The sequence below is a fragment of the Sphingomonas sanxanigenens DSM 19645 = NX02 genome, from assembly GCF_000512205.2.
In the GTDB taxonomy this organism is placed as follows: Bacteria; Pseudomonadota; Alphaproteobacteria; order Sphingomonadales; family Sphingomonadaceae; genus Sphingomonas_D; species Sphingomonas_D sanxanigenens.
This window is the reverse complement of record NZ_CP006644.1, coordinates 1,766,404-1,781,469: the sequence shown is the minus strand read 5'-3', so window position 1 is coordinate 1,781,469 and position 15,066 is coordinate 1,766,404. Positions and strand designations below refer to the sequence as shown.

General features: G+C 65.6%; 16 protein-coding genes. 11 read left to right on the top strand and 5 right to left on the bottom strand.

Features of this window, described 5'->3' with window-relative positions:
* Nucleotides 1-6 precede the first annotated feature (6 nt).
* The 4 genes from NX02_RS08150 to NX02_RS08135 all read left to right on the top strand — a co-directional run bounded on the left by NX02_RS08150 (nt 7) and on the right by NX02_RS08135 (nt 7,619).
* On the top strand, nt 7-3,195 hold the full coding sequence (locus NX02_RS08150; RefSeq protein ID WP_025291701.1) for an efflux RND transporter permease subunit: 3,189 nt from the start codon (nt 7-9) through the stop codon (nt 3,193-3,195).
* Nucleotides 3,192-4,634: an efflux transporter outer membrane subunit gene (locus NX02_RS08145; protein WP_025291700.1), complete on the top strand. Its 1,443-nt coding sequence runs from the start codon at nt 3,192-3,194 to the stop codon at nt 4,632-4,634. Before NX02_RS08150 ends, NX02_RS08145 begins: the two co-directional genes overlap by 4 nt.
* Nucleotides 4,635-4,863: 229 nt before the next feature.
* Complete coding sequence (locus NX02_RS08140) at nt 4,864-5,433, top strand: TMEM165/GDT1 family protein (RefSeq protein WP_025291699.1); 570 nt, start codon at nt 4,864-4,866, stop codon at nt 5,431-5,433.
* A gap of 278 nt (nt 5,434-5,711) precedes the next feature.
* On the top strand, nt 5,712-7,619 hold the full coding sequence (locus tag NX02_RS08135; RefSeq protein ID WP_025291698.1) for a hybrid sensor histidine kinase/response regulator: 1,908 nt from the start codon (nt 5,712-5,714) through the stop codon (nt 7,617-7,619).
* A gap of 150 nt (nt 7,620-7,769) precedes the next feature.
* Here the strand turns inward: NX02_RS08135 and NX02_RS08130 are convergent, their stop codons facing one another.
* The 3 genes from NX02_RS08130 to NX02_RS08120 all read right to left on the bottom strand — a co-directional run bounded on the left by NX02_RS08130 (nt 7,770) and on the right by NX02_RS08120 (nt 9,545).
* A complete protein-coding gene (locus NX02_RS08130) occupies nt 7,770-8,324 on the bottom strand; it encodes a Ros/MucR family transcriptional regulator (protein ID WP_025291697.1) in 555 nt (184 codons plus the stop codon).
* 498 nt (nt 8,325-8,822) lie between these two features.
* Nucleotides 8,823-9,152, bottom strand: a complete 330-nt coding sequence (locus tag NX02_RS08125) for a YnfA family protein (protein ID WP_025291696.1) — start codon at nt 9,150-9,152, stop codon at nt 8,823-8,825.
* Between the two features lie 63 nt (nt 9,153-9,215).
* Entirely contained in the window at nt 9,216-9,545 is a 330-nt protein-coding gene (locus NX02_RS08120; RefSeq protein WP_025291695.1) for a hypothetical protein, read from the bottom strand.
* A 188-nt stretch (nt 9,546-9,733) separates the two neighbouring features.
* Here NX02_RS08120 and NX02_RS08115 point away from each other — a divergent pair, with 188 nt between their 5' ends.
* From NX02_RS08115 to NX02_RS08090, 6 genes are all read left to right on the top strand, one after another.
* Nucleotides 9,734-9,925 carry a hypothetical protein gene (locus NX02_RS08115; protein ID WP_025291694.1) on the top strand — a complete coding sequence of 64 codons (192 nt, stop codon included), beginning with the start codon at nt 9,734-9,736 and terminating at the stop codon, nt 9,923-9,925.
* Nucleotides 9,926-10,036: 111 nt separating this feature from the next.
* Nucleotides 10,037-10,696, top strand: coding sequence for a DUF969 domain-containing protein (locus NX02_RS08110; protein ID WP_025291693.1), 660 nt, complete (start codon nt 10,037-10,039; stop codon nt 10,694-10,696).
* Nucleotides 10,693-11,637: a DUF979 domain-containing protein gene (locus NX02_RS08105; RefSeq protein ID WP_025291692.1), complete on the top strand. Its 945-nt coding sequence runs from the start codon at nt 10,693-10,695 to the stop codon at nt 11,635-11,637. The genes NX02_RS08110 and NX02_RS08105 overlap by 4 nt, the downstream gene beginning before the upstream one ends.
* Nucleotides 11,634-12,629, top strand: coding sequence for a DUF2891 domain-containing protein (locus tag NX02_RS08100; RefSeq protein ID WP_025291691.1), 996 nt, complete (start codon nt 11,634-11,636; stop codon nt 12,627-12,629). Before NX02_RS08105 ends, NX02_RS08100 begins: the two co-directional genes overlap by 4 nt.
* Before the next feature lie 34 nt (nt 12,630-12,663).
* Nucleotides 12,664-13,173 (top strand): helix-turn-helix transcriptional regulator, encoded by a 510-nt coding sequence (locus NX02_RS08095; protein ID WP_245648802.1) that lies wholly within the window; start codon nt 12,664-12,666, stop codon nt 13,171-13,173.
* Entirely contained in the window at nt 13,170-13,574 is a 405-nt protein-coding gene (locus NX02_RS08090; protein WP_025291689.1) for a VOC family protein, read from the top strand. The genes NX02_RS08095 and NX02_RS08090 overlap by 4 nt, the downstream gene beginning before the upstream one ends.
* Nucleotides 13,575-13,829: 255 nt before the next feature.
* Here NX02_RS08090 and NX02_RS08085 read toward each other — a convergent pair whose 3' ends face one another.
* Entirely contained in the window at nt 13,830-14,339 is a 510-nt protein-coding gene (locus NX02_RS08085) for a 2'-5' RNA ligase family protein (RefSeq protein WP_025291688.1), read from the bottom strand.
* A 114-nt stretch (nt 14,340-14,453) separates the two neighbouring features.
* Between NX02_RS08085 and NX02_RS08080 the strand changes: the two genes are divergently transcribed.
* Nucleotides 14,454-14,681 (top strand): hypothetical protein, encoded by a 228-nt coding sequence (locus NX02_RS08080; protein ID WP_025291687.1) that lies wholly within the window; start codon nt 14,454-14,456, stop codon nt 14,679-14,681.
* Nucleotides 14,682-14,739: 58 nt separating this feature from the next.
* Here the strand turns inward: NX02_RS08080 and trxA are convergent, their stop codons facing one another.
* Nucleotides 14,740-15,060: a thioredoxin TrxA gene (gene trxA / locus NX02_RS08075; protein WP_025291686.1), complete on the bottom strand. Its 321-nt coding sequence runs from the start codon at nt 15,058-15,060 to the stop codon at nt 14,740-14,742.
* Between the last annotated feature and the right edge of the window lie 6 nt (nt 15,061-15,066).

The window sequence follows — 15,066 nt, the reverse complement described above, 5'->3', positions numbered from 1 at the left end:
GGAGCGATGTCACGCATTTTCATCGATCGGCCGATCTTCGCCTGGGTGCTGGCGATCATCGTGATGCTTGCCGGCATCGGCGCGCTGATGCTGTTGCCCAAGGCACAATATCCGGACGTCGCGCCGCCGCAGGTCAATATCCGTGCGACCTATCCGGGCGCGTCGGCCGAAACCATCCAGAACAGCGTCACCCAGATCATCGAGCAGACGCTGACCGGCATCGACGGGCTGCTTTATTTCAGTTCGACGTCCAGCTCGCGCGGCCAGGTGACGATCAGCGCCACCTTCGAGAAGGGTACCGACCCCGACATCGCGCAGGTGCAGGTCCAGAACCAGGTGCAGCAGTCGCTGACCCGCCTGCCGCAGCAGGTGCAGCAGCAAGGGCTGCGCGTCACCAAGTCCAACCCTGACTTCCTGATGATCGTGTCGGTGTATGACGAGACCGACACGATGACCAATCGGGACGTGTCGGACTATCTCTCGTCGAACCTGCAGGATTCGCTCGCCCGCATTCCGGGCGTGGGCGATACCAACGTGTTCGGCGCGCCCTATGCGATGCGCATCTGGCTGAACCCCGATCGGCTCGCGAGCTATGCATTGATGCCGTCGGACGTGATCACCGCGATCCAGAACCAGAACACCGAGGTCGCGGCGGGCGAGGTCGGCGGCCAGCCGCAGCCTCTGGAACAGATGCTCAACGCGACGGTGACCGCGCAGTCGCGGCTCCAGACGCCCGATCAATTTGCGAACATCGTCCTCAAATCGCAGAGCGATGGCGCCGTCGTGAAGCTGAAGGATGTTTCCAATGTCGAGCTCGGCGCGGAGAATTACTCGACCTTCACCCGCTTCAACCGCCACCCTGGCGCCGGCATCGCCATTTCGACCGCGCCGGGTGCCGACGCCCTTGCGACGTCGGAGTTGGTGAAGGCCGAGATCGACCGTTTCTCCAAGAATTTCCCGCCGGGCCTCAAGCACGGCTACGCCAACGACACCACCGCCTTCATCCGCCTCTCCATCGATGAGGTCGTGCACACGCTGATCGAGGCGATCATCCTCGTCGTGATCGTGATGTTCATCTTCCTGCAAAGCTGGCGCGCGACCTTGATCCCGGCGATCGCGGTCCCGGTGGTGCTCCTCGGCACCTTCGCGATCTTCTATCTCGTGGGCTTCTCGATCAACACGCTGACCCTGTTCGGGCTGGTGCTGGCGATCGGCCTGCTCGTCGACGACGCGATCGTCGTCGTCGAGAATGTCGAGCGGCTTCTCGACGAAAATCCCGAGATGACGCCGCGCGAGGCGACGATCGAATCGATGAAGGAAATCCAGGTGGCGCTGGTCGCGATCGCGCTGGTGCTGTCGGCGGTGTTTATGCCGATGGCCTTCTTCGGCGGCTCGACGGGCGTCATCTACAAGCAATTTTCGTTGACGATCGTTGCGGCGATGGTGCTGTCCGTGCTCGTTGCGCTGATCCTCAGCCCGGCGCTGACCGCGACGATGCTCAAGCGCCGCGTGAAGGAAGGCGAGACCGGCGACGGCTGGATAGAACGCCGTTTCCCCCGCGTCGGCCAGTGGACGACGCGCCTGCGCGACGGCTTCAACCACCGCTTCGATCAGGGCGTCGCGCGCTATACCCGCGCGGTCGCCGTCACCGTCGAGCGCAAATGGCTGTTCCTGCTCGTCTATGCAGCGATCGTCGCGCTTCTGGTGGTTCTGTTCCTGCGGCTGCCCACCGGCTTCCTGCCCACCGAGGACCAGGGCGCAGCCTCGCTGCAGATCCGCCTGCCACCGGGCTCGACGCTGGGCCGCACCAACGAGGTCGCGCGCCAGGTCGAGAATTATTTCAGCGAGAATGAAGCGAAGAATATCCAGACGCTGTTCACCGTCTCGGGCGGCGGCGGCGGTGCCGCGGCCGGCCAGAACACCGGCCAGGGCTTCATCAACTTCACTGACTGGGCCGAGCGCAAGGGCGCGAAGAACGGCGCGGACGCGATCGTCGCGCGCGCCTCGGCGGCGTTCCGCGGCTTCCGCGATGCGCAGGTCTTCGCGCTGGTGCCGCCGGCGATCCGCGGCCTCGGCCAGTCCAACGGCTTCTCGATGCAGCTGCAAAATGCCAGTTCCATGTCCACCGAGGATTTCATCGCAGCGCGCGAAAAGCTGCTCGCCGCCGCCTCGCGCGATCCGATGCTCAGCAATGTCCGTCTCAGCGAACTGCCGGACAATCCGACGCTGAAGGTCGATGTCGATCATCAGAAGCTGGCGGTGCTCGGCCTCGCGCAGGGGGACGTCAACTCCACGCTCTCAACCGCCTGGGGCGGCCGCTACGTGAATGATTTCGTCGATCGCGGTCGCGTGAAGCGCGTGTTCGTGCAAGGGGACGCGCCCTATCGCAACGAGCCTTCGGACATCGACCAGTGGTTCGTGCGCAATAGCAGCGGCGGCATGGCTCCTTTCTCCGCGTTCGCGCGCACCTCCTGGTCGACCGCGCCCAGCACGCTTTCGCGCTTCCAGGGCCTGCCCTCGTTCGAATTCCAGGGGCAGGCGGCGGACGGTTACAGCTCGGGTGACGCCATGGACCGGATGGCGCAACTCGCTGCCGAGATACCAGGCACCAGCGTCGCCTGGTCCGGCCTTTCCTATCAGGAGCGGCTGTCCTCGGGTCAGGCGCCCCTGCTCTACGGCCTCTCGATCCTCGTCGTCTTCCTGTGCCTTGCCGCGCTCTATGAAAGCTGGAGCATCCCGATCGCGGTGCTGCTGATCATTCCGCTCGGCCTGGTCGGCGCGATCTTCGCGGTCACGCTGCGTGGGTTGGAAAACGACGTCTATCTGCAGATCGGCCTGCTGACGACGATGGGTCTCGCCGCCAAAAATGCGATCCTGATGATCGAATTCGCCGAGCAAGAGGAACGCAAGGGCAAGCGGGTGATCGAGGCTGCGATCGCGGCGGCGCGGATCCGCTTGCGCCCGATCCTGATGACGAGCCTGGCCTTCATCTTCGGCGTCCTGCCGCTGGCGATCTCCACCGGCGCCGGTGCCAACAGCCGCGTCGCGATCGGCACTGCGGTGATCGGCGGCATGCTGACCGCGACCCTGCTCGCCATTTTCTACATCCCGCTCTTCTTCGTGATCGTACGCCGCACCGCACGAGATGCATTCGCGCGCTGGCGCAGAAAGCCCGCCGCGGAGGCGTCGGCATGATCCGCCGTTCGTTCGCCCTCGCCGCTGCCCTGCTCGCAGCCGGCTGCTCGATGGCGCCACATTATGTAACGCCCGAAGCGCCGGTCCCGCCGTCATGGCCCGCAGGCGACGCGTATCTGCGCGAGAGCGAGGCGGCACTGCCCACCATCAGCTATCGCCAGATCTTCACCGACACGCGCTTGCAGGGCCTTGTCGAACAGGCGCTGATCAACAATCGCGACCTGCGCATCGCTGCCGCCAACATTGCCGCCGCACGCGCGCAGTATCGCATCCAGCGCGCCGCGCGCTTTCCACAGCTGGATGTCGGCGGCGGGGTGACGCGCAGCGACAATGGCGGCAACAACAATATTCAGGTCAACAGCGGCCCGCGCAGCAGCTATTCGGCCAATGCCGGCATCAATGCGTTCGAGGTCGACCTGTTCGGCCGCCTCGCTTCGCTGAGCCGCGCCGAGCAGAACCGCTATTTCGCGACCGAAGCGGCAGCGCGCGCGACGCGGCTGACCCTGGTCGGAGATATCGCCGACGCCTGGCTGGCCTATGGCGCCGACGCCAGCCTGCTCGCGATCGCGACGGATACCGCCGCCAATGCGGAGCGCAGCGTGGGGCTGACCCGCGCGCGGCTGCAGGGCGGCATTGCCCCGCGATCGGACGTGCGGCAGGCCGAACAGATACTCGAAACCGCCCGCGCGGATATCGCGCAGCAGACCACTGCACTCGCGCAGGACGTCAATGCGCTGCAACTTCTCATCGGCGCGCCGATCGATCCGGCTCTTCTGCCGAAGTCGATCGAGGAAGCCGCGACGACGATCGGCGTTCTGCCGGCGGGGCTCGATTCGCATATCCTGCTGCGCCGGCCCGACGTCGTTCAGGCCGAATATGAACTGCGCGCCGCCAATGCCGAGATCGGCGCGGCGCGCGCAGCCCTGTTCCCGACGATCTCGCTGACCGGCCTGCTCGGTTTCGCGAGCAACGCGCTCTCCTCGCTGTTCGACAGCGGCTCCTTCGCCTGGTCCGCAGGCGCCGATGCCAACTACCCGATCTTCCGCGCCGGCGCCGGCCGTGCGGGCGTCGCACTGAGCAAGGCGCAGCGCGACGCCGCGCTCGCCGCCTATGAGCGCGCGATCCAGATCGCGTTTCGCGAAGTCTCTGATGCGCTCGCGCGGCGCGGCACCATCGAGGCGCAGGTCGGTGCCAATGAGCGTCAGGTAGCGGCGGCGTCCGACACCTACATATTGGCCGATGCCCGCTATCGCGGCGGCATCGACTCCTTCCTCCAGAGCCTCGATGCCCAGCGCACGCTCTATTCGGCGCGGCAGGCGCTGGCGAATGTGCGGCTGACCGGCGCCAGCAACCGCGTCGCACTCTATCGCGCGCTGGGCGGCGATGCGCTGCTCACCGTTACCGACCGCGGTCCGCAGGAAGCAGCGGCGCAACCATAAGGCGCTTGCCAACCCGGGCCGCCTTGCCTACCCCCGCCAGGTCATCTGGGGAGTAGCCGACCGGCGCATCACGCCGGGCTGCCGCGTCAACATACTCGGTCGAGAGGCCGTGGCGCAGCGGGAACGGGGGCACCGTTCGGGCGAGACCAATGACATCGCATCTCCGCTCGGGCCGGGCGGGATTTGCGATGTCGTTGGATTCGCTGTCGCCCGGCCCGGAGACCGTTTTTTGGAAGCTCTGCTCACCTCCGCGATGGTCGTCTCGTTGGCCGAGATCGGCGACAAGACGCAGCTGCTCGCGATCCTGCTTGCCACCCGCTTCAAGCGCCCTTGGCCGATCATCGCGGGCATCTTCGTCGCGACGCTTGCCAACCACGCCCTCGCCGCGCTCGTCGGCAGCAAAATGGCCGCGCTGATCGACGCGGACTGGTTCCGTTATGCCATCGCCATCTCGTTCGTCATCATGGCGGCTTGGACGCTCGTGCCGGACAGCGACGAGGGCATCGACCGGCCGGACCGCCGCGCCGGCGCGTTCGCCACGACCCTGATCGCCTTCTTCATCGTCGAAATGGGCGACAAGACGCAGATCGCCACGGTGGTGCTCGCGGCGCAGTTTCGCACCCTGCTTTGGGTCACGGTCGGCACGACGATCGGCATGATGGTTGCGAATGTCCCCGCCGTCCTGCTGGGTGAGGCCGTGCTGCGCCGCGTACCGATGGCAGCGATCCGCATCGTCGCGGCCGCATCCTTCCTTATCCTGGGTGTCGGAATGCTCGTCCGGACCGCCGCCATCTTCTGAACAAAGCGGCGGCCGGAGCAAGCTCCGGCCGCCCAGGTGGACGGTGGCCGAAGCCACCCTCGGGTCGCGAAGCCGGATTAGCCGGCCGACTCGTCCGCCGCTGTGCTGCGCGTCACCGAATGAAGTTTTTAGGGCTTTCCAGTGCTATACCTGTCGCTCGGCAGACGCCTTCCCGCGCTGCGATGCAGCCGCGGCGGATCACACCGCGCTTGCGCCTGCCCCGTCCGGCGCTAGGATCGGCGGTCTCGGCGTGGGGACGCGATATTTGCAGGGTGGGAATGGCGGACGGCGCGCAACCGCAGACGGACCTTGCGGAGCAGCGATTCGGGCTGCTCGTCAACGCGATCACCGATTATGCGATCTACATGCTCGATCCGGCCGGCATCATCGCCAGTTGGAACCCCGGTGCGCAGCGCTTCAAGGGCTATGAGGCAGGCGAGGTCGTCGGCCGCCATTTCGAGATGTTCTTCACCGAAGAGGATCGCGCGGCGGCGGCCCCAGCCCGCGCGCTGGCGACCGCTGCCGCCGAAGGACGGTTCGAGGTCGAGGGGTGGCGAATGCGCAAGGATGGCACGCGCTTCTGGGCCAATGCCGTTCTCGACGCGATCCGCGCCGATGATGGCGCGTTGCTCGGCTTCGCCAAGGTCACCCGCGACATCACCGATCGCCGCGCCGCCGGGCGCGCGCTGTATCAGAGCGAGCAGCGCTTCCGCCTGCTCGTTCAGGGCGTGCGTGACTATGCGATCTACATGCTCGACGCCGAGGGCCGCATCACCAACTGGAATGCGGGTGCCGAAGCGATCAAGGGCTATCGCGCCGAGGAAGTCGTCGGCAGCCTTTTCTCACGCTTCTATACCGAAGAGGATCGCGCCGCGGGCGAGCCCGCCCGCGCGCTCGCCACGGCGCTGTCGGAAGGAAAATATGAAACCGAGGCGTGGCGCGTCCGCAAGGATGGCACTCGCTTCTTCGCGCATGTCATCATCGATCCGATCCTCGACGATGAGGGTCGTTTCGCCGGTTTCGCAAAGATCACGCGCGACATCACCGAACGTCGAGAGGCCCAGGAAGCATTGGAGCAGGCGCGCATCAGCCTGTTTCAGGCGCAAAAGCTGCAGGCACTGGGCGAGTTGACCGGTGGCATCGCACATGACTTCAACAATCTGATGACGGTGATCCGTGGGTCCGCCGAATTGCTGTCGACAGTCGACCTGCCAGCAACGAAGCGTCAGCGCTATCTCGATGCCATCATGGAAACGGTCGATCGCGCGTCCGACCTGACCGGGCATCTGCTCGCCTTCGGCCGGCGGCAATCGCTCAATCCGCGCCGCATCGATCTCAACCTCCGGCTCGACGCGCTAGGCGAGGTGCTGTCACGGACGCTCGACCCGCGGATCGCCGTCCGCCTGGATCTCGCCGATGGTCTCTGGGCGATCGACGTCGACGACGCGCAACTCGAAACCGCGTTGCTCAACGCGGCATTCAACGCGCGTGATGCCATGCCCGAGGGGGGCGTATTGACGCTTGCCACCGCCAACCGCCCCGGCGATGACGGTATCGGCGACAACGTCAGCCTGTCGATCAGCGATACCGGATCCGGCATGTCGCCGGACGTGCTCGCACGCGCGTTCGAACCCTTCTTCACCACCAAGGCGATTGGCAAGGGCACCGGGCTGGGCCTGTCGCAAATTCACGGCTTTGCCGCCCAGTCCGGCGGACGCGCGGAGATCGATTCGCAGGCGGGCATCGGCACCACAGTACGCCTTATCCTGCCGCGCTCGACCGGCCGGACCAGCGAGATCGCAACGTCTGGCGACGAACGCCAACTGCTGCCCGCCGGGCGACATATCCTCATCGTCGAAGACAATGACCAGGTGCGCGATTTCGCTGCCGACCTGCTCGAACATATGGGTTTTCGCACCACGCGTGCGTCGAACGGCGAAGATGGCTGGGAACAGATGCAAAGCACCCGCCCCGACCTCCTGTTCTCCGATATCGTCATGCCCGGGCTCGGCGGCATCGCACTTGCGCGAATGGCGCGGCATCATTGGCCGAACCTGCCGATCCTGCTTGCGACGGGCTATAGCGCAGAGATCGCCGGCGGCAATGCGGACGGCTTCGACATCCTCGCCAAGCCCTATAGCCGGGAAACATTGTCGCGCGCGCTGGCCGGCGTGCTGACCCCATGATCGTTGCATAGAAAGCGATGTCGGCGCGGCGACGCTCACTCGACAACGCCCCACACGACATCGCAAAGGAAAAGGCCGGCACCTTTCAGCTTTCCGGGGAAGGCTGGAAAGTGCCGGCACATTCGCACCGATACTTACGCGATATCTGGCTTAGTCGGCCTTCTTCGCGCGCGGCTTGCGGGTGCTCTTCGGCGCCACAGGCGCCTCGATCGCGGGCGTGGCAGCGGCTTCGGCCGCAACCGCGCGCGGCTTGCGCGTGCGCTTGGCAGCCGGCGCAGGCGCCGTCACCTCGGCCGGGGCCGCTTCCACCGCCTTCGGCTTGCGGCCGAGGCCGAGCTTCTTGGCCAGAGTCTTGCGCAGTTCCGAATAGGCCGGCGCAACCATCGGATAGGTCGGCGGCAGAGCATAGCGCTGACGATACTGTTCCGGCGTCAGACCGTGGCTGCTCAGATGGCGCTTGAGCGAACTATAGGGCTTGCCGTCGATCATGCTGATGATCCGGGTGGGATCAGCGAGCGACTTGCGGGCGGTGACGGCCGGAACATATTCCGGTTCCGCCGGCGCGGACTCGCCGCCGAGCTTCGAAAGCGCATCGTGCACCGAGCCGATGAGGCCGCCGATCTCGCCCACCGCAACCCGGTTGTTTGAAACGAATGCCGCCGCGATGTCGGCTGTGAGTTGGGTCAGGGTCGAGGTGTCGGACACGCAATTCCTCCAATAAGTAGATCCATTTTGACATCCAAATGCCAAATGTCCTGATAGAAATCAATAAAGCATCTTACAATGCCCTTTTTCGGATTAGCATTGGATGAATATTCCTTACCCAAACGGTGAGAATCGGTCGCGGCAGAGGCTCGCGGTGGTCGCCGCGACCAACCCCGATTTGCCGATAATAGCGCCCTCCTGAATCAGCACAGAACCAATGCGCGAAACCATGTTTGTTTCCGTGGTATGTCCATGAAATCGCGCTTTATAAAATAGTGCGATGGAGTTGTCGTGCGGGCCGGTGCCAGCCATAATCATCGATATCGCATACATCGTTCAAAGAGTTGCGATTGCTAAAAAAATAGCGGCCGGAGCGGGAAGCTCCGGCCGCTAGTGGATGGTGGCTAAGCCACCGTCGGGTCGCATCGCCTTGTTAGCCGCGGCGCAGGCGGAGCGCTGTGCTGCAGATCACGCCTTTCACCATTCGATGATTTTTCTTCAGGCGCCGGCCGAACGCGGGGCCAAGAGGATCAGCGACATGCCCGCAAGGCACAGAAGACCGCCGGCTAGATCCCAGCGATCGGGCAGGATCCGTTCGACACTCCACATCCAGAGCAGCGCGGTACACACATAAATCCCGCCATAGGCTGCATAAGCGCGTCCCGCCGCCGGCGTGTCCACCAATGTCAGCAGCCACGCGAACAGCGTCAGGCAGACCATGCCGGGCAGGATCCACAGGATCGACCGGCCGAGGCGCAACCACGCCCAGAAAGCGAAGCAACCGCCGATTTCGGCCAAGGCTGCAGCAAAGTAGATCAGATACGGCATTGCACGCTACTGGCACGCAACGCGGATACCGGAAAGCAGATCCGCGCTGCTGGCCGGGGCGTATCAGTTGATGGCGCCCGCCGCGCGCTTCATGCCGGGCACCAGTTCGAGGATGTCGCGATCCTCGAGCACGCCGATCGCCCAGCCGCCGCGTTGATCGACAATGCCGACCACTGCCGTATCCCGCGACGGATCGATCGCGCCGGCGACGCGCGAGGCGACGGTACCCAACGGATAGGCCGATCGAAACATCAGGAACGAAGGGTTGCTCTGCCAGCAAGGTCCGCTGGTTGCGGCAAGCTTGCGCACGACGCCGACGAGCGCTTCTTCTCGCACGCCAGCCGCACCATCATCCGCCAGTCTGAAACTGATCCAGTAAACCCGTTCCGCCATTCGACCGCCCCACAGAAGCCGCGGCTTCGATCATGACCCGGGCCATGTTCTTCGGCGGCATTGTTGCCAACATGAACACGGCGTAACAATCGGCCGATCCACCCGGATCAGGCAGATTGCTCCATCGTGGACCTTTCCGGCGCGGCGCCCGATCCCCGCTGCTATGATCTGCGCGGGGAGGACCGCCCATGGATCCTGCGACGATCGCGACGTTCAGGGAACTGCTCCGGCAGCAGGACGATGGCGCGCTGCATGCCATGCTCGCGGCAGGCGAGGCGCGCATGCGCGAACTCGACCAGTTGATCCATGCGCTGATCGACGAGATCGCGCGCCGCCAGCAACCGCCGCCGTCGCCGCCGCATTTCCCTTCGTCCAACTGACCGAAACCCGCCTTCGACCGCTTGATTCCGGCCACGCGGCGCCTCTAAGGATCGGGCGATGCCCCACACCATCCAGACGCCTGCGCGCGCCACGTCCGGCCGGCCCCACTGATGCTCGTGCTGGCCGGTATCGGCGTGATCGTCGCCGGCTTCCTGCTGCGCTTCAATCCGCTGCTCGTTGTCGTCACCGCCGCACTCGTGACCGGACTGGCGGCCGGCATCGACCCGATCGTGCTGACCGCGGCGTTCGGCAAGGCGTTCAACGATAGCCGCTATGTCACCGCGATCTATATCGTGCTGCCCGTGATCGGGCTGCTGGAACGCCATGGCCTGCAGGAACGCGCGCGCACGATGATCGCGCGGCTGCGCGGGGCCACTGTAGGCCGGCTGTTGATCGCCTATCTGCTGTTCCGCCAGATCACCGCGGCGCTTGGCCTGCACTCGATCGCCGGGCCCGCGCAGACGGTGCGGCCGCTGGTCGCCCCCATGGCGGAGGCTGCTGCCGACGCGCAGGCACCAGACCGCGACCGCGCGGATGAGCGCGTGCCGGCTATGGCGGCGGCCACCGACAATATCGGCCTGTTCTTCGGCGAGGACATCTTCATCGCGATCGGTTCGATCCTGCTGATGAAGGGCGTACTCGAAGGCTATGGGATCATCATCGAGCCGCTCCACCTGTCGATGTGGGCGATCCCGACGGCCATCGCCGCCTTCCTCATCCATGGCACGCGGCTGTGGCTGATGGACCGCCGGATCGGCCGCCACCGATGATCGGGTTGAATTTCGTCTACGCCATCGCCGGGCTGACGTTCCTTGCCTATGCGTTGCTCGGCCTGCGCGATCGCAGCAACCCGAAGCGCTTCGGCAACGCCGCCTTCCACGGGTTGATCGCGCTGAGCTTCCTCGCCGGCGATCGTCTCGGCAATCTCGGCAATGGCATGCTGGTCCTGGCGCTGGTCGCCATCGCCGGCACCGGCCTGATGGGACGTGGTGCCGCGGCCACGACCACCGGTGACGAACGCCGGATCGAGGCGGAGCGGCGCGGCAACCGGCTGTTCCTGCCCGCGCTGATCATTCCGGCAACGGCGCTCGCCGGCGCGCTGATCTTCCGCGAAATCCCGGCGATCGTCGATCCGAAGCAGGCGACGTTGGTTGCGCTGACATTGGGCGTATTGCTTGCGCTTGGGGTGCTGTTCACCTGGCTGCGCCCGTCCCTCGCCCGTCCCCACGACGAGGGGCGGAGGCTGATCGACGGGGTCGGCTGGGCGCTGCTGCTGCCACAGATGCTCGCGGCGCTGGGCGCGGTCTTCGCACTTGCCGGCGTCGGCGAGGCGGTCGGGATCATCGCGGGCCACGCGATCCCCGAGGGCAGCCTGGTCGGGGCGGTGCTGGTCTATGGCCTCGGCATGGCGCTGTTCACGATCGTGATGGGCAATGCCTTCGCCGCCTTCCCGGTGATGGCTTCGGCGATCGGCGTGCCGCTGCTGATCCGCCATTATGGCGGCGATCCGGCGGTGATCGCCGCGATCGGCATGCTTGCCGGCTTCTGCGGCACGCTGATGACGCCGATGGCGGCGAACTTCAACCTCGTGCCGGCGGCGCTGCTCGAACTGCGCGATCGCAACGCCGTGATCCGCCAGCAGGTGGGCACCGCGCTGCCGCTGCTCGCTTTCAACATCCTGATGATCTACGTGCTGGGCTTTCGTTCATGACCCATCTTACGCAACATATCGCCGCCGGTTTTGCCGAGGTGACGTTGAGCCACCTCGGCCGGCAATGGCCGTACAAGCTCGATCAGGTGCTGACCGGCCCCGCCGATGTCGCCGCACCGATCGACCTTCACCCGATCTTCCACGGCAGCTTCGACTGGCACAGCTGCGTCCATGGCTGGTGGCAAGTGATGCGCCTCGCCCGCCTCTTCCCCGACGCGCCTTATGCCGCGCAGGCCCGGGCACGTGCAGACGCCATGCTGGTGCCCGAGAAGGTGGCCGGCGAACGCGCCTATCTCGATCGGCCGATGACCGGCGGGTTCGAGCGCCCTTATGGCTGGGCGTGGCTGCTGGCGCTGCACGACGAACTCGCCCGCCACGACGAGCAGCGCTGGGCCGAGGCGCTGGCACCGCTCGCGCGCGCCTTTGCTGACCGGCTCGCCGACTATCTCCCCCGCCTCACCTATCCGATCCGCGTCGGCACCCATGCCAACAGCGCCTTTTCGCTGTTCCACGCGCGCCGCTGGGCGCTCACGCGCGACACGGCGCTGACCGGCCTCATCGATCGCACCGCGATCGGCTGGTTCGCCGATGACCGCGCCTGCCAGGCCTGGGAGCCCTGCGGCGACGAGTTTCTGTCACCGGCACTGACCGAGGCGCTGCTGATGAGCACTATATTGCACAAGGCCGATTTTCGCGCCTGGTTCGATGCGTTCCTGCCCGAAGCCGCATCGGGACAGCCCGAAACCCTGTTCGTCCCCGCGCACGTTTCCGACCGCACCGACGGCAAGATCGCCCATCTCGACGGTCTCAATTTCGCGCGTGCATGGTGCTGGCGCGGCATCGCCGCCGCGCTGGGCGCGGACCATGGCGTGACCGCGATCGCCGAAGAGGCCGCCGTGCGCCATATCACCGCGAGCCTGCCGCACGTCGCGGATGATTATATGGGCAGCCACTGGCTGTGCAGTTTCGCACTGCTCGCGCTTGAGGCGTAGAACCAGGCATTGCTGGATAGAGGGCGCAGGATCGATGAGCATCGCCAGCAAGACAGCCATGGGCGCGGCAGATCGGGACCTGAAGCGGCTCCGCCGCCTCCTGCGCGCCAAGGATCGGATGGACGCCGCGCCGCATGAGGAATGGCCGGTATCGCGGCTGGCACAGGTCAGCGGCACGTCCCCGGCCTATTTCGCCCGCTCGTTTCGAGACGCGTTCGGCATCCCGCCTCATCGCTATCTGCTCACTCGCCGCGTCGAACGCGCCGCCGCGCTGTTGCGCGACACGGATCTGCCCATAATCGACATCGCATTTCAGACGGGCTGGAACAGTCTGGGTACGTTCGGACGGACCTTTCGGGACGTGACCGGCGAAAGCCCCGGAGAGCTGCGGCAGAGAACGCAGGCCACGCCGGCCGAACTGGATCGCGTACCGCATTGCTTCATCCGCGCGGCGCAGCGTCCCGACCTCAGAATGGCAGTTTCGGAGAAGCGGCGCCGAAAGAATGGCGATACCAGCGGACCAACCGAAACGGAGGTTCCATGACGCAGGCTGTTCAAGTCATCGGCATCTACGTCCACGATCAGGACGAAGCACTGCAATTCTACGTCAACGGTCTGGGGTTCGGCGTCCATACCGACGCGCGCAACGGCGACTATCGCTGGCTGACCGTGCAGCATCCCGATCAGCCGGGCTTTCAACTGGGCCTGTTCCGACCCCAGCCGCCGACAGTTGACGAGGTTACGGCGAAGACGCTGCTCGAAGCTGTCGCCAAGGGTTCGATGCCGCCGCTCGTGCTTGTCGTGGATGATTGCCAGGCGGCGTATCACGCGATGCAAGCACGCGGCGTGGAATTCACCCAGATACCGATCGCGCGCTACGGCTCGGTCGATGCGAGCTTCCGCGATCCCTCCGGCAATGGCTGGAAGCTGGTTCAGGCCCGCTGAGGCCGGCGATGTGCCAGATCCCGTCCTGGCTGTTCTTCGAAGGAGGCCGCTATGAATTTTCCGAACCGGATCCGGCAGGGGCATCGCTGGCTTGGCATGATCCTGACGCTGAGTGTCGTCGCCAACTTCGTGGCGATGGCGTTCGGACCACCGCCGCCGGCGATGGTCTACGCCCCACTCCTGCCGCTGGCGCTGTTATTGGCAAGCGGGCTCTATCTGTTCTGGCTGCCCTATGCCCGTCATGCGCCTCGGCACCTAGCGAAACCGCGCCTCGCTGAGCTTCTCCCACGGTCCGCCGCGATACCACCAGGCGGCAAGCCCGGCGATCACCAGCGGGCGCGGCGCGAAGTCCGCCGCCAGCGTCGCTTGAAGTCGTTTCGCCTCGGCTGCGGTCACCTTGTTCTGGATGGTGACGTGCGCGCGCCAGCCCTGCTGGTCCTGCGTGGTGAGCAGGCCGTGGAAGCGCTCGGCGATATCCTCCCGGATCGCGGCCAGCGCATCGCTCTCGACACGGAAGGCGACGCCGCCGCCGAGATGCATCACCGCCGAGACCTGCGCGGGCGGACGCGGGTGCGTGCGCACCATCGTCTTCAACACGGCCGCCACCTCCTCGGCCAGCATCGGTGGCAACTGATGGAACAGCGTGAGATGCGCGGGCACCTGGTTGCGCTCGGGCGGGAAATGTTGCCGGCGCAGACCATCCAGCCACGCGAAATCGCGATCGCCGAACAGCGCGGTGACGATAAGGGGATCGGACGAGGGCATCGGCGCGGCATGCGCCGCAAAAACCCGTCGGATCAAGTCGTTTGACCGTGGCGGGGAGCCTTACGCCGCCTCGAGGCGTTCATCGCACTCAACCAGACCAGAAAGGATCGCACGATGAGACATGCCCTGCTGTTCGCCAGCCTCGCCGCGGCCACGATGATGACCTCGGCCTGCGCCACCACCTCGCGCGGCGATGTGCGCGAGGCACGCCGCGATGTCCGCGATGCCCAGCGCTATGGCGACCGCCGCGACCAGCGCGACGCCCGGCGCGATCTGCGCAAGACGAAGCGCGACTATCGCAACGATAACCAGTGCGGGCCGCGGTACGGTCGTCCGTGTTGACCAAAAAAAGCCCGTAGCGTTTCCGCTACGGGCGTTCTGCCTGTTGCGACGAACCGGATCAGAGCTCGCCCTGCAGCCAACCCTTGAGGACGCTCTTCGGCGCCGCACCGACCTTGGTCGCTGCCGGTTCGCCATTCTTGAACAGGATCATCGTCGGGATGCCGCGTACGCCATATTTGGCCGGGGCATCGGGATTGTCGTCGATGTTGAGTTTGGCGATGGTCACCTGTTCGCCCAATTCTTCCGAAATCTCCTCGAGCGCAGGCCCGATCATCTTACATGGGCCGCACCACTCCGCCCAGAAATCGACGAGCACCGGCTTGTCCGAAGACAGGACGTCGCTGTCGAACGAGGTATCGCTGATCGCCTTGGTCGCCATGGGGGA

Excerpts from the sequence above, each read along its gene's own strand:
- NX02_RS08150 (WP_025291701.1), top strand. The coding sequence starts at position 7 with ATGTCACGCATTTTCATCGATCGGCCGATCTTCGCCTGGGTGCTGGCG.
- NX02_RS08145 (WP_025291700.1), top strand. The coding sequence starts at position 3,192 with ATGATCCGCCGTTCGTTCGCCCTCGCCGCTGCCCTGCTCGCAGCCGGC.
- NX02_RS08135 (WP_025291698.1), top strand. The coding sequence starts at position 5,712 with ATGGCGGACGGCGCGCAACCGCAGACGGACCTTGCGGAGCAGCGATTC.
- NX02_RS08125 (WP_025291696.1), bottom strand. The coding sequence starts at position 9,152 with ATGCCGTATCTGATCTACTTTGCTGCAGCCTTGGCCGAAATCGGCGGT.
- NX02_RS08120 (WP_025291695.1), bottom strand. The coding sequence starts at position 9,545 with ATGGCGGAACGGGTTTACTGGATCAGTTTCAGACTGGCGGATGATGGT.
- NX02_RS08115 (WP_025291694.1), top strand. The coding sequence starts at position 9,734 with ATGGATCCTGCGACGATCGCGACGTTCAGGGAACTGCTCCGGCAGCAG.
- NX02_RS08110 (WP_025291693.1), top strand. The coding sequence starts at position 10,037 with ATGCTCGTGCTGGCCGGTATCGGCGTGATCGTCGCCGGCTTCCTGCTG.
- NX02_RS08105 (WP_025291692.1), top strand. The coding sequence starts at position 10,693 with ATGATCGGGTTGAATTTCGTCTACGCCATCGCCGGGCTGACGTTCCTT.
- NX02_RS08100 (WP_025291691.1), top strand. The coding sequence starts at position 11,634 with ATGACCCATCTTACGCAACATATCGCCGCCGGTTTTGCCGAGGTGACG.
- NX02_RS08095 (WP_245648802.1), top strand. The coding sequence starts at position 12,664 with ATGAGCATCGCCAGCAAGACAGCCATGGGCGCGGCAGATCGGGACCTG.
- NX02_RS08090 (WP_025291689.1), top strand. The coding sequence starts at position 13,170 with ATGACGCAGGCTGTTCAAGTCATCGGCATCTACGTCCACGATCAGGAC.
- NX02_RS08085 (WP_025291688.1), bottom strand. The coding sequence starts at position 14,339 with ATGCCCTCGTCCGATCCCCTTATCGTCACCGCGCTGTTCGGCGATCGC.
- NX02_RS08080 (WP_025291687.1), top strand. The coding sequence starts at position 14,454 with ATGAGACATGCCCTGCTGTTCGCCAGCCTCGCCGCGGCCACGATGATG.
- trxA (WP_025291686.1), bottom strand. The coding sequence starts at position 15,060 with ATGGCGACCAAGGCGATCAGCGATACCTCGTTCGACAGCGACGTCCTG.